This window comes from Dryocola clanedunensis subsp. sulfonylureivorans, from assembly GCF_016756775.1.
Classification (GTDB): domain Bacteria; phylum Pseudomonadota; class Gammaproteobacteria; order Enterobacterales; family Enterobacteriaceae; genus Dryocola; species Dryocola clanedunensis.
This window is the reverse complement of sequence record NZ_JAERMU010000020.1, coordinates 57,475-70,212: the sequence shown is the minus strand read 5'-3', so window position 1 is coordinate 70,212 and position 12,738 is coordinate 57,475. Positions and strand designations below refer to the sequence as shown.

At 47.1% G+C, this 12,738-nt stretch carries 10 protein-coding genes and 4 pseudogenes; 6 read left to right on the top strand and 8 right to left on the bottom strand.

The genetic code is table 11. The features are described 5' to 3' along the window. The first annotated feature begins 277 nt into the window (after window positions 1-277). On the top strand, window positions 278-1,015 hold the full coding sequence (locus HYQ67_RS18580) for a nucleoside/nucleotide kinase family protein (protein ID WP_202306026.1): 738 nt from the start codon (window positions 278-280) through the stop codon (window positions 1,013-1,015). A gap of 63 nt (window positions 1,016-1,078) precedes the next feature. Here HYQ67_RS18580 and spt read toward each other — a convergent pair whose 3' ends face one another. Genes spt through HYQ67_RS18560 form a run of 4 tightly spaced genes read right to left on the bottom strand, consistent with a single transcriptional unit; the run spans window position 1,079 to window position 5,141 of the window. Further along, entirely contained in the window at window positions 1,079-2,251 is a 1,173-nt protein-coding gene (gene spt, locus HYQ67_RS18575; RefSeq protein ID WP_202306024.1) for a serine palmitoyltransferase, read from the bottom strand. Then, window positions 2,238-2,498 carry an acyl carrier protein gene (locus HYQ67_RS18570; protein WP_202306021.1) on the bottom strand — a complete coding sequence of 87 codons (261 nt, stop codon included), beginning with the start codon at window positions 2,496-2,498 and terminating at the stop codon, window positions 2,238-2,240. Before HYQ67_RS18570 ends, spt begins: the two co-directional genes overlap by 14 nt. A gap of 31 nt (window positions 2,499-2,529) precedes the next feature. Further along, on the bottom strand, window positions 2,530-3,444 hold the full coding sequence (locus HYQ67_RS18565; protein ID WP_202306020.1) for an NAD-dependent epimerase/dehydratase family protein: 915 nt from the start codon (window positions 3,442-3,444) through the stop codon (window positions 2,530-2,532). Further along, window positions 3,441-5,141: a fatty acyl-AMP ligase gene (locus HYQ67_RS18560; RefSeq protein ID WP_237391329.1), complete on the bottom strand. Its 1,701-nt coding sequence runs from the start codon at window positions 5,139-5,141 to the stop codon at window positions 3,441-3,443. The genes HYQ67_RS18565 and HYQ67_RS18560 overlap by 4 nt, the downstream gene beginning before the upstream one ends. Before the next feature lie 469 nt (window positions 5,142-5,610). On the opposite strand from HYQ67_RS18560, the gene HYQ67_RS18555 reads away from it, so the two are divergent. After that, window positions 5,611-6,738, top strand: a complete 1,128-nt coding sequence (locus tag HYQ67_RS18555; RefSeq protein WP_202306015.1) for an N-acetyltransferase — start codon at window positions 5,611-5,613, stop codon at window positions 6,736-6,738. A 106-nt stretch (window positions 6,739-6,844) separates the two neighbouring features. On the opposite strand, the pseudogene HYQ67_RS18550 reads toward HYQ67_RS18555, so the two are convergent. Then, window positions 6,845-6,957: pseudogene (locus tag HYQ67_RS18550) on the bottom strand (IS5/IS1182 family transposase); the annotation flags it as partial. Window positions 6,958-7,347: 390 nt separating this feature from the next. On the opposite strand from HYQ67_RS18550, the gene HYQ67_RS18545 reads away from it, so the two are divergent. Beyond that, complete coding sequence (locus tag HYQ67_RS18545; RefSeq protein ID WP_202306014.1) at window positions 7,348-7,545, top strand: DUF2767 domain-containing protein; 198 nt, start codon at window positions 7,348-7,350, stop codon at window positions 7,543-7,545. Window positions 7,546-7,953: 408 nt separating this feature from the next. On the opposite strand, the gene HYQ67_RS18540 is transcribed toward HYQ67_RS18545, so the two are convergent. Further along, complete coding sequence (locus HYQ67_RS18540) at window positions 7,954-8,520, bottom strand: TetR family transcriptional regulator (RefSeq protein ID WP_202306013.1); 567 nt, start codon at window positions 8,518-8,520, stop codon at window positions 7,954-7,956. Window positions 8,521-9,760: 1,240 nt separating this feature from the next. On the opposite strand from HYQ67_RS18540, the pseudogene HYQ67_RS24040 reads away from it, so the two are divergent. Both HYQ67_RS24040 and HYQ67_RS18535 read left to right on the top strand, forming a co-directional pair. After that, window positions 9,761-9,956: pseudogene (locus HYQ67_RS24040) on the top strand (P-loop NTPase family protein); the annotation flags it as partial. A gap of 441 nt (window positions 9,957-10,397) precedes the next feature. Then, window positions 10,398-10,881 (top strand): annotated as a pseudogene (locus HYQ67_RS18535) (IS3 family transposase); the annotation flags it as partial. Window positions 10,882-11,041: 160 nt separating this feature from the next. On the opposite strand, the gene HYQ67_RS18530 reads toward HYQ67_RS18535, so the two are convergent. After that, a complete protein-coding gene (locus HYQ67_RS18530) occupies window positions 11,042-11,950 on the bottom strand; it encodes a YeeE/YedE thiosulfate transporter family protein (protein WP_202306012.1) in 909 nt (302 codons plus the stop codon). Between the two features lie 117 nt (window positions 11,951-12,067). Continuing rightward, a pseudogene (locus HYQ67_RS18525) lies at window positions 12,068-12,340 on the bottom strand (helix-turn-helix domain-containing protein); the annotation flags it as partial. A gap of 181 nt (window positions 12,341-12,521) precedes the next feature. On the opposite strand from HYQ67_RS18525, the gene HYQ67_RS18520 reads away from it, so the two are divergent. Continuing rightward, window positions 12,522-12,731, top strand: a complete 210-nt coding sequence (locus tag HYQ67_RS18520) for a hypothetical protein (protein WP_202306011.1) — start codon at window positions 12,522-12,524, stop codon at window positions 12,729-12,731. Window positions 12,732-12,738: the final 7 nt, after the last annotated feature.

The following is a 12,738-nucleotide window of genomic DNA, read 5'->3' as shown; positions in this document are numbered from 1 at the left end:
TGATATTTGTGCTCCAGGTATCTATGTGACTTATAATTTAAAAAACATTATTCCAAAATATGGCCATTTTAAGTGAATTCTGTTTGAATGCTCATGTTAATCACCGTTGTTGCTCGCTAAGAATGCAGGGCACATAACCTGATGCACGAACAATTTTATTGTATTATTGGCAACGAATTGAAACTATTTGTCCGCGCAGAATTGATGGCGATGCCAGACCGCGTTTCGTTTTACAAAATAATGCACCGTTTCCGGTGTCTGGAAAAAGGGTCTTATTATGAGTACAACATTGCCACCGTTGATTGCGATCATCGGCAGCGACGGATCGGGTAAATCCACCGTTTGTGAACATTTGATCGAATATGTAAAAAAATATGGTCCGGCGTCCATGGTCCATTTGGGAAAACAGGCGGGGAACGTCGGACGCGCGGTATCGCAACTTCCTCTAGTAGGGCGGCCGATTGGCAAGGCCATTGAGCACAAAGCCAAAAAAATCAACGCAGATAAAACTCACTACGATCTGCTGTCTGCCCTGGTGGTTAGTGCTTTCGTGGTACGGCGTCGGCGGCGCTTTCGCTGCATGCTGGCTTTGCGTGAGAAAGGATTTATTGTCCTGGCCGATCGTTTTCCACAACTGCAATTCCCCGGTGCATATGACGGTCCGACATTCCCCGCCGACGTCGAAGGAAGCTTTTTTGTTAAATGGCTGGCGGCATATGAGCTGGCGACATTCCAGTGGATGACAGAGCATAAACCGGATTTAGTCATCAAGCTGAATGTTGATCTGGAAGTAGCTTGCGCCCGTAAGCCCGATCATCTCAGGGCGTCTCTGGAGAGAAAAATTGCGGTCACGCCATTATTAACCTTCAACGGGGCTGACATCGTGAATATCGATACAAATTTGCCTCTCGATAAAGTACTTTGCGAGGCAGAAAAGGCTGTTGCAAAGTTTATGGCGGCAAAAAAATACCGCTATCTGGGGGACAGAAGCAGCGGCGATATCATTACGGGATAAAGAAGAGCAGCGAGGTGACGCTGACGATAATCACCGTTGCTGTTCCATCACTGTGTCGCGGGACTATTTTTTCAGTACAGCAAATGCGTGGATGATAGCATCAATATCTTCATCACTGTGCGCAGCATTGACGCTACATCGCAGCAACGTATCACCCATTGGCGCGGCCGGAGGTAACACCAGATTGACATACACGCCGTTGGCGATAAGTGCGCGCCATAAGCTCAGTCCTTCTGCCTGCGAGCCGATCATCACCGGCACCACTGGGCTGATGCGCGGTCCTAGGGTATACCCAAGCCCGGTCAACCCTTGATACAGGCGGCGGGCATTGTTCCACAGCTTTTCACGCAGTTCAGGATGGAGAGCTATTTTTTTTAGCGTCGAACGCACAGACGCAATGCTGGAGGGCGATGGCGAAGCGGTAAAGATGAACGGGCGGCTGCAATAGCGCAACACTTCCATCCCCGCGTTGCCGACGGCAAAACCGCCGATAGAGGCAAGGCTCTTGCTGAAGGTGCCGAGAATAATATCCACATCCTGTTCTACACCCAGCGCTTCAGCAAGCCCGCGGCCGTGAGCGCCCATCACGCCAAATGAGTGTGCCTCATCGACCAACAGATAGCCGCCGAGTCGCCGTTTGATATCGACGATTTCCCTCAACGGTGCGACATCACCCAGCATGCTGTAAATACCTTCCACAATAATAATTGCCTCGCGCGCCCGCGCGCCCAGCCTTACCATTCGCCGCTCCAGATCCTCAGCGTCATTGTGTCGAAAGCGAATAATCTCCGTCCCACCAAGCGCGCACGCATCATAAATGCTGGCGTGGCTGTCCGCATCGATCAGTACAACGGAACCAGGCTGTGCCAGAGTACTGATGACCCCCAGATTGGCGGTATAGCCGGTGGAAAAGATGATGGCACTGGGACGATTAAAAAACTCAGCTAGCTCCAGTTCCAGCTGTAAATGAGGTCCATAGCTGCCGTTCGCCATGCGTGAGCCGGTGGTGCCGGTGCCTTGCGCAGCAAGCGCAGCCTGCCCTTCAGCAATCGCCTGTTCATCGAAAGTCAGGCCGAGATAGTTATTGGTACCCGCAAGGACAATTTTTTGATCGCCAATCCGCCCCTTGGTCGCGGAAAAAACCTCGTCGATGCAGGTACCAAAAGGGTTCAGACCATGTGCCTGAAACTTTTCCCGCTCGTTACTGAACCGAGAAAACTTATCATATAATCCCATGATCTTTCTCCAGATGCGGCTGGAGTGCATCATGCAGTTGCTTTGGGGTTCTGACATCCAGCAATATATTAATAGGAATGGAGATATCCAGTTTATCTTCAAGCATCATCAGTAGATCCATTACCCTGATGGATTCCAGGCCGAGATCGTTGACGAGATCGCTATCAGGTTTTACTACTAAGCCACTTTCGACGATACCCTGTAAACAAGTCAGGATGTAGTCCATAACAGTATCGTGATTTTTCATAAAAATGTTGATACACCTCGATTTGAAATAATCAAAACAGCCCTTCGCGCAGCGCGTGCTCCAGACTCACCTTGGGAGACCAGTTAATATGTTGCGAGAGACATTGATTGCTGGCAGACCAATCACAATGCGTTAGCTCATTTATTTTGCTGCGAGTCAGCATTGGCTCCTGCTTTGTCAGGCGGCTACACATCGTGCTTATCTCCGCCAGTAACTTGAGCAACGGCAACGGGATGCGTACAAGACGAACTGGCCCCTGACGAACGGTTGCACCGATATCCCGCAGGCGTTGCCAGTTATATCCTCCGCTAACGCCGTCGCACAGTTCGTATGTGTCAGTTTGCGGGAGATCGGCCAGCAACCACTGGCTTGCGGCCTTTGCCAAATCGCTGACGTGCAAAAAAGATAGTTTCGCTTCAGGGGCACCCAGTCGGGGAAGCATGCCGCGCAGCAGTCCGTTGAATAGTGGTTTCAACTCTTTATCCCCCGGCCCGTAAACCGCAGTCGGGCGGAAAATGCCCAGCGCCATATCAGAGGCCAGAGTGAGTAATTGTTGTTCGGCGACATGCTTTGAGTTTGCGTACCACGACAGCGTCGGATGGCGGGCTGCCAGAGAAGAAATGAACAAGAAACGTTTGCAGTTACCGCTCTGTCTGGCCGCCTGCATCAGGTTGATGCTGCCGGTCACGTTGCAGTGGGTGAAAATTTCTTCAGCATGTCCGCGCACCTGGCCTGCACAGTGAATGACATAGTCGGCGCCGCTAACCAGCTCGTTAAGCGAATCCCGATCGGCAAGGTCACCTGGAACCCACCACAGATTGTCGACGGCGTCATTTTGCACGCGCCGGGTCAGGGCCTGTACCGTAAAATCCTGTGCCAGCAGTTCATTGACGATATGCCGGCCGATAAAACCGGTCACCCCCGTGACGGCGACGGTGCCCTTCATTGCGCGAAACCAACCAGCTGCGGGTAGAGATCAAAGCTGCTCAGCCAGCGTTTTTTGGCTTCGGCACGGGCGGGTTTTCCCGACGACGTCCGGGGAATGCTATGCGGCGGAAGCAGCTCGACATCCACCAATATGCCAAATTCGCTTTGAATACGTTTGCTCAGGGAACGTATTATTTGCACACGTCGCTCCGGTGAGCCGACCTTGCACTGGATTTGCAAAATAACCTTTGCCGCTTCGCTGTGCTCTTCGACCACAAATGCCACCGCATCGCCGCAACAGATTTCCGGCTCGGTTTCGGCGACGCACTCAATATCCTGGGGCCAGATATTGCGGCCGCGAATAATAATCAAATCCTTTTTACGACCAGTGACGTACAGATAACCGTCCAGCAGGTAACCTAGATCGCCGGTGTCCATCCAGCCGGTCATCTTGATGTGATGCTGTGATTCATCATCGCAGAAATATCCGTTCATCAGGCTAGGACCGGAAATACAGATATGTCCGACATAGCGTTCCGGCAGTGGTTGTCCGCTTTCGTTGCGGATTTCAATGCGGTGGCCAGGCAGCGCCTTGCCACAGTTTACAAACGTCGAGACAGCACGCGTTTTTTTGCCGGGAGTGACCGCTTTGCCATCATATTCAAGAATGTCGCGGTCTACCGTGTTGGTTTGCGATCCTGAGCCGCTGTCGGAAAAACTCACCGCGAGAGTATTTTCGGCCAGGCCATAACAGGGCATGAATGCTTTGCCGTCGAAACCTGAGTGGCGGATGTGTTCAGCAAACTGGTTTAGCAATTCAGCGGGGATCGGCTCAGCACCCACTCCCGCCACGCGCCAGCTGGAAAGATCCAGTTCGGCCAAAGTTTTGGCATTGCTGCGGCGCAGGCACAGGTCGTAGCCGAACGGCGGGGCGACAGACACGGTGCCGCGATTTTTTGCGATCAGTTTGAGCCACTGCATCGGGCGCATGGCAAAATCCTGGGCGCGTAGATAGTCGACGGACAGCTGGGTCGCCATCGGGGTCAACACGAAACCGACCAGCCCCATATCGTGATAAAACGGCAGCCAGGAGACGCAGCGGTCGCCCGCACGCAACCCGATCCCGTCGCGGCTAATCACTCTAAGGTTAGCCATGACTGCACGTTGGGTAATTATGACGCCGCGCGGAAAGCAGGTGCTTCCTGAGGTGTACTGAAGATAAGCGATGTCGTCCGCTGAAGGTACTGGCAACGGGATATCATCTTCAGGGAGGGCGTTAAAATCTGCCTCGCTGAAAATGTGCATGGCCGACTTTCCCATCGTAGCGGAAGCAATCAACGGCAACCATTCTCCACTGGTGACGATCGCTGAAGGGTGGCAGCTTGCAATCAGCCTTTTTAGTTTCGCTGTATATGAGTCGCGCTGCCCAACGCCCATCGGAATTGCCAGCGGTACCGCCACTAAGCCAGCGTACTGGCAGGCAAAGAACGCTTCAACAAATCCTGCGCTTGTATCTGCAATAAGCGCCACCCGATCCCCTTTCTTGAGACCCAGTGTTAACAAACGCCGTGCGCCAGATATCGCCCGCTGTTTCAGCGTGAGATATTTCAGAACGCACACGGGTTGATTTCTACGATCGTAAAAATTCATTCCTGTATCGCCCTGCGCCGCGTAATCCAGAGCGTCCACTAAACTGGGGAAGTCCGCATAACGCATAGCAAGAGAGTTAACGGAGTTGGTTGCAGGCTCAGACATAAATAACTTACCCATACATTAATGTATCGCCAAAAGATAAAGGTAGCTTGTGGCGAACAATTGATTTTTCACTATGGTACAAATATGTGCTGAATAATTTTGATGTTCAACTATTTTTTTACCCCATGAAACATGTTCTGCATTTTTATATTTCAGGCAAACCCTTGTTGGATTTTTGTAGGAGCTGAAACCTTACGAACTGTAGAATCGAACATGATGGAAACATTTTCAAGCATAAAATACAGGAATGAACGATGAAGTCATTTTGAATCTGGAAGTCAGGATGATTTTAGCTTTTACTGGTAAAGATATTGATGGTAATGATGTTTAACATTCGCCATGCTAATGAATCATGTTGAACAACCACACTAGAAAATAAAATAACATTTTTAGAATATGTGTATTTACATTTTACGATTGAAGGCTATTTATGATTTGTGTTGAAAAAGTTGTCGATAAACATACTTTGAAAGAATTTATTACTTTTCCAACGTTGCTGTTCCGCGATGATCCAAACTGGATTGATCCGCTGTACTTGGAGCGTAAAGAACACCTGTCAAAAAAAAATCCATGTACTGAACATATTGAATGGCAGGCGTGGGTAGCCCGGAAAGAGGGGGAAATAGTTGGGCGGATCATCGCGCAAATAGACTCCCTACACCGCGAACTTTACGGTGAATATACCGGACATTTTGGCATGATCGATGCCATCGATGATGACGTCGTTTTTAACGCATTATTCAGCGCTGCGGAAGAGTGGCTGAAATCGAAAGGCACGCGTAAAATTAGCGGCCCTTTCAGCCTGAATATCAACCAGGAAAGTGGTTTACTGATAAAGGGTTTTGATACCCCACCTTCGGCCATGATGAACCACGGCAAGCCATATTATGCGGCTCGCATCGAGCAGCAGGGCTATGGCAAAGGCATGGACTTAATCGCTTACTGGATGAAAAGAACCGATTTACACTTTTCGCCTCCATTAACAAAGATGATGGATCAGATGCGTACAAAGGTGACCATTCGGCGCCTCAATCGTAAGCGCTTCAAGGAAGAAGTCCAGTTGTTACGTGGATTGTTCAATTCCGGATGGCAGCATAACTGGGGGTTTGTTCCCTTCACTGAGCGTGAGTTTTCGACCATGGGGGAGCAGTTGAAGTTGGTGGTCCCTGACGATATGATCCATATCGCCGAGGTGGATGGCACTCCCTGTGGTTTTATCGTCGGTCTGCCAAACCTCAATGAGGCTGTAGCAGGCCTGGGAGGGCGTTTATTGCCATTTGGTTGGGCGAAATTATTGTGGCGTCTGAAAGTCAGCGGCGTGCACACAGCGCGAGTTCCTCTGATGGGTGTTAGTCAGCAATACCATTTCAGTCGCCTCGGGCCGATTATTGCGTTACTGCTTATTGAGGCGCTGCGTGAACCATTTGCGCGTTGTAATATTGACGCGCTGGAAATGTCGTGGATACTCGAATCCAACACTGGTATGCGAACGATATTAGAACGTATTGGTGCCGTTCCCTATAAACACTACCGTTTATACGAGAAAACACTTCCATGAGGATATACATAAAATTTGTATGTGCAGAATTAACTCATCATGTCTCCGAGAGTATTTCACTGCTTTGTTGAATAAATCAGATTTTTGCGAAGCGTCCCTCTGACTCTCAGGCGATACGTACACTTTCTGGCATGCCTTCTTTCGTCATTTTATTCAGTGCACGCGCCACTCCAAAGCTTCTGCAACGTGCCTGTGGTAATCGCGTAATGTCACTGAACCCTCTGCTTTGCCCCGGAACTACCTGCGTTGTCAGGATGACCATGACCTGATCCTGCCATTCAGCAAGAGTTTGATTTATTTAACAAAGCTGTAAGCGTGATGAAAGGACTAATTCATTAAATATGATAGTTTAATATTCGCAAGGAACGGGGTAAATAAAATCATCCCGAAGATGAGTGAACTAGATTACAGAGCGCTACTGCGATTAAGAAAAATCTCAAACTAAAACGCATGCTTTCATAGTGTTGCGTTACCATGGGGTTTTAAATTACATATTTAATAATTTGGTGTTGTATTACTAGGGAATAAATGCTCATATCCTATTATAGGTTTCACTTGTGATTGTTCTGTAAAGGCTTTTCATTTTGAGATTCTAAATAAAGGATTACTATGGTTAAGGAAGTTGCAGACCGAGCAGTATTCGATGATGTATGTCGTGTCATAGGTAGGGCTGCAGTTATGGTCAAGCAGTCAGGGCAGGTCGTGAACGGCAGCACGATCAAAATGATGTTAGAAAATCACGCAACACAGAGTAATGACGATTATATGAAGAGTATTTATACTGTGGCACAATGCGTGATGGCGTAAAGCAATAGCTTATCAATGAGTTTTCTTGCGCGCCGCTCCAGCAAGCAATCTTTACTCGGACAACAAACGGCCTTTGCCTATTTCTTTGCGGGCCGCAAAATTTGACGCCAACGCATTCGAATACCGTGCATGGCAAAGAGCAAAATAACCTTAGACGTGCACTTGTCGCGCCTTTATCCTTGCACCCGTCACCACTTCCTGAAATGCCGCTGGACGATATTCTGTATCCTTCCTTTGTGAGTTTGCGTCTGCACCACTATACTTCACTATTCAGAGCGATAACTGTGATGCCACCAGGGGAGAGTTTGTGCCTCAGCTGGCATATATACTGAAAAGAGACTGCGTACACTTTTCGATGAACTAGATGTAGAGACGTGATTTATGGTCAGGGTGTAGCCTTGACATCTGCTATTTATCAGAATCAGCGCAGAGTAATAACTCCAGCGATTCCAGGGTGCGGGTACAAGCATCATGGGGAGGGATGCGGTTAAGCATTAGGGCACCTTTAATTGCACAGCCTATGATAAGAGCCATATCACCCGGCGAGGAGTTGAATACAAGCTCACCGCTTATTCTTCCACTGTCGAGCACGTCCGTTAGAATGCGCAGGTCGGTCTGGGCCAAACGATTCACGGCATCCTGCAGGGCTGGCTCAAATACATTACTGTCGGACAACATAGCGTGTATGCCGCACATCTGGCCTTGCTCAGAGCATTGCAGAAAGGCGGCCATATACTCCTTCAGCCTGCTCCAGCCTGGAGGGAGGGACTGGAGACTGGTTTCAAGTCTGAGAAAACTAGCCTCCTTCCAGTCACAGTATGCTATTCCAAGGTCGGTCTTAGTCGGGAAATGGTAATGGATACTGGCTTTTCGTATATTGAGACGGGTTGCAAGATCAGCATAGCTGAATCCCTGGTAGCCATTTTCCTGGATAAAACTATCTGCAAGTTCAAGCAGGTTGTCATAAGTGGACACTGTTACCTCCGGTCACTGAAATATTAAAAGCACACAGAAAAGCCAGAAACAAGAAGGCTGTCGAACATCGCTGCAGGGGAGTTCCTTAGCGGTAACTAACGTATAGCGATACCGGAATACGCGTACATCTCACTGACGCTGGCGATATTGGGCTGCATCATGGCTGACATTCAGAATATAAGCCTGAGTTTCCAGAGCTGTAACCTGCGGCTTTGGATGGAGAAACTGATCGCCGGTAAGACCATGAGCACTGAAATCATTATTTTCCTCACCTTGTTAATATCATTTCTCTTTTTAAGCGCGTTGCCGTGTGTTGTGCTGGACTGTTAAAACTCAATATACCTATCAATAGATAGGTTGGCAAGGGGGGATTCATTCGAGATGCATTTGAGATCCGTACAATACTGTACGGCAACCTTGTTTTTGAACAAAAAACCTATCACAGCGAGAAGGTGTGGTCATTGTTGTTTCTTTGTGCGTCATTTGTATCAATAATTATGTTTGTAATGGTTGTAGGAGCTCACTAAATTGGCGTGAAATATTCTGATGGAAAAGTTCAGCCTCTTATTACTTTTTTGGCCCGGATTATATATTAACAATATAATTGTGAAGGCAAGTATTGAGTGAGGTCAAAAATTCAGGGAAGCGTCAGGTGGTTTAGACATCTATGTAAATGTGCTTGGGGAAAAGTGTTCAACAGCTGGAGCGCATTTAATTGTTGCCTTGAACAAGGCAATGCGCAGAGCCACCTGACTGCCCTGTTGGGAGGAGTTGCTATTTTTATTTTCTAAAGGTTATGGAACACACCCAACTAAAAATCACAAGGCTTAATACGAAGAAATATCAATATATTTCCATTTTTTATATCTGTAATGGTTGGAATAATACCCGTTCCCTATAAAAAGAACATTACAAAAGAACTGGCTATGAAGGTCATAACTGGATGATTCATAAAAAAACACCACCGGACAGTGGTGTGTCAAAGAGAAAAATAATTCGTTATAGGATTTTAAACAAACTTCCCAACTCAGGGATACATATTGACGATATAGTAATATCGCAAATCATGCACATTGCCTATCGCAAATATTAGAAAAGTAAATATTGAAAACTTAAATTAAGAAGGCTCTTGTTTCTCCAGAGCTGAAATGTCACCTTGAAAGCACATCCTTATTCTGAATGTAAGGAGTAGGGGGACGAATTCATATCTTAAATTTGAGCGAATGTCAGAGGGATGAAGATGTGCGTAACATGTGTTTCACTAGAAGACCTTGGTCCACGTATGTATTATAGGCCCTTCGAATAGCGGAAAATCAACGTTTGCTGACGCTATTTCTCGCAAGACATCCTTGCCTGTTGTTCATCTTAATCAACTTCATCATCTTCCTGGTACAAATTGGATACCTCGTGCCCGCGCGGAATTTCCTCACCTACATGTGTTTTATAAATCGCAGTTCATCGTTAGTAAGTACCTTTTAATCCCTCGCCATTGCTATTATTGGCGGTTTTTTTTCGAAAAAAGAGAGTGTAGATTGAGTATTTTACATAAAAGAGAACTGGTTAGCATCGGTGGTTCTTTATTTCTAAACCGCATACAAAAATCCTGATACGAAACGAAGCAGTTTGCATATCCCATTGAAAAATGTGCCGTTAGTTCAATTAAATAGTGCGTCAGTTTGGAAAAATTGAAAAGTCATTCAAGTGCAATGTCATTTTAGCGCGGTCAGCATAGTGGTAGAGTTCGTTCTGACAGGTCAAACTAGGGATAGTTATAAAAAAATAGCCTCGATATTTCTAACCCGCTACCTACATGGCTCTGGCGGGTTTTTTTTCTAAAAATCCAAGAATAAAATCACTTACATCCAAAGGTAAGACGACCAGAGCAGGAATGGGTGGCAGACATAACGTATCTTCCGACCCTAAATGGCATGGTGTACCTGAGTCTGGTTACGGATGCCTGCTCAAGAAAAAATCATGGGATATCATGTGCACAGCGACCTGAGAACGGAGAGCGTTGTCCGAGCTCTGAAGCAGGCTTTAAAGCTGAGAAAGACGGCCAGCCCGCTGATACATCATTCGGTTCGGGGTGTTCAGTACTGCGCAACGGAATATCAGTCGGTACATGAGAAAAACGGGCTAATCTGTTCAATGACAGACGGTTATGACTGTTATCAGAATGCACTGGCGGAAAGGGTAAACGGGATCCTGAAAACAGAGTTCCTGCTGTCGTGCCCGGCAGACCTGGAGCAGGCACAAAAGATAGTGGAGGAGTCGATCGAGATATACAACACAGAGAGACCTCATCTGTCACTGAAATATAAAACGCCCGATGCAGTGCATCAGGCGTTTTATGGACACTAAAGTGTCAATCTATATCAGGACTAGTTAGCATCCATCCAAACAACTAGCCAGAGCCGTCTTATCATAATCTGGAGCAACGCATTTCCAACCTAACATAACTCCCGCTAATCAAGCGAGGATCGAGACTATGAAAATGAACGATCAACCCCGTTAGACAGAACTACAGTTCATTCATTAACGTTTTCGCCGCATATTTTCGAAAAATAAAAAGTGTCATCGCAATACTTGACAGCATAATAAATAAAAGAAGAAAAACCTCGAGTGTAAGTGAAGGCAACTTATGGAATAGCAGATTATCATTACCGCCGCCCATCATTCTGGCACCGATCATCATGATGATACCCGCAGCAAAATGCTTTATTCCTTTGGTAATAGACCAACGGATGAAAGTAAAATCCTGATAATAGAAATGGTACAGTATCATACCTGTAAGGAAAGCGCTGAACCCGGCAATTCGTATTCCGTTGATAGTTTGATTATGGCGGATGAAGTGCCAGCTTTCAGTAAGTAGCCCGCTCAAAGACCATCCGATATGAGTTGTGTATATAAAACCAAAAGTCAGCCCCGGGATCAACAGCCGGATAACACTCCGGAGACGATCATTTCGGCGGCACCGCGACCAACAGATCAGAGACGCAGTAAATAAAAACAGACCAAGCAGCAGCGATGGATGTCCCTGTTCAAGAGGGAGTGTCACAAAAAAACCAGCAGGAATAAATGCAGTTGTGGCCATCATCCCTGCTAAGGTAAACAGCATATGCCCATCACCTCTGGCCATATTGGACAGGGTGCCAAAAAAACATCCCCGGTTCAACGCTGCCCCGATGCCAAAAAAAATGGCTCCGGACAACGAACTCCACAGTACTTTGCCGGTCGGCGAATAGTTCAGCGGCGACTGAAACAAAAGCACTACCAGAACAGAGATAAAGGCGATCGATAAAATAAGTAACAAGCGTTCAGGACGCTTTTCCATAGCCCTACTTACCGCTGCAACCAGGCAAAACCCTCCTCTCTGAACCATCCAGCCAGAGACCATGAGTAAAAAAATCAATACCATATTTGGTAGCATGATGCTGTCTGCTCCTTCCGGACAGTAGCTATCAGACGGGTCGGGTCACAGTTTCAATGTGATTATGGGGGTCTGACGCTCAGTGGAACGAAAACTCAAGTTAAGGGGGGCCGTCTGGAAATCGTTATAGCGTTCGCGAATAATGTTCAGTGCGTATGCGGCCAGTCCCAGATGCAACTGATTGTTGCTGGATTTACCACAGCGACGGCTGGTCATGCCAAGCGGACCATCTTCACGATAACGCGCAAGCAGACGGCTGCACTGACGGTCGGAGATACCAGGCCGCTGAGCTGCCATCTGTGTTGTCAGACGCCGGTCGATGACGTCCTGAATGATCTTGAGTCTGTTAACTTCATCAAAAGTGAAAAACTCCGCTGCGAGAGCCGTCATGGTAATCCTTACTTGATTATACACGCCGGACATCTTAACTTAGCCATAGGCGGACATTACAACTTTGCTACATCATCATTGGTGCGCATAATCTATCTTATGTTAAATAACCATTTGATTTATATAATATATCACAATCAATGTACTTGAGTTCAATACATGGCGTTAATAATTTAAGGATATGGATCTACCAGAAGTTACGCGACTGAATCTCCAGGAAGAAGCGAGCATTCTCCTGAAAAAGCGGCTCACCGGAGACATGCTGGATAAGGAAGAACTTCAGGTGGCTCCTGGAAAAAAAATGGCTGACGATAAAGATGAAGCGGAAAGAGTCGTGATATCGACATCTTCTACATTTGCCCATTCAGAGAAGATATCAATATCACATTGACTCAAAT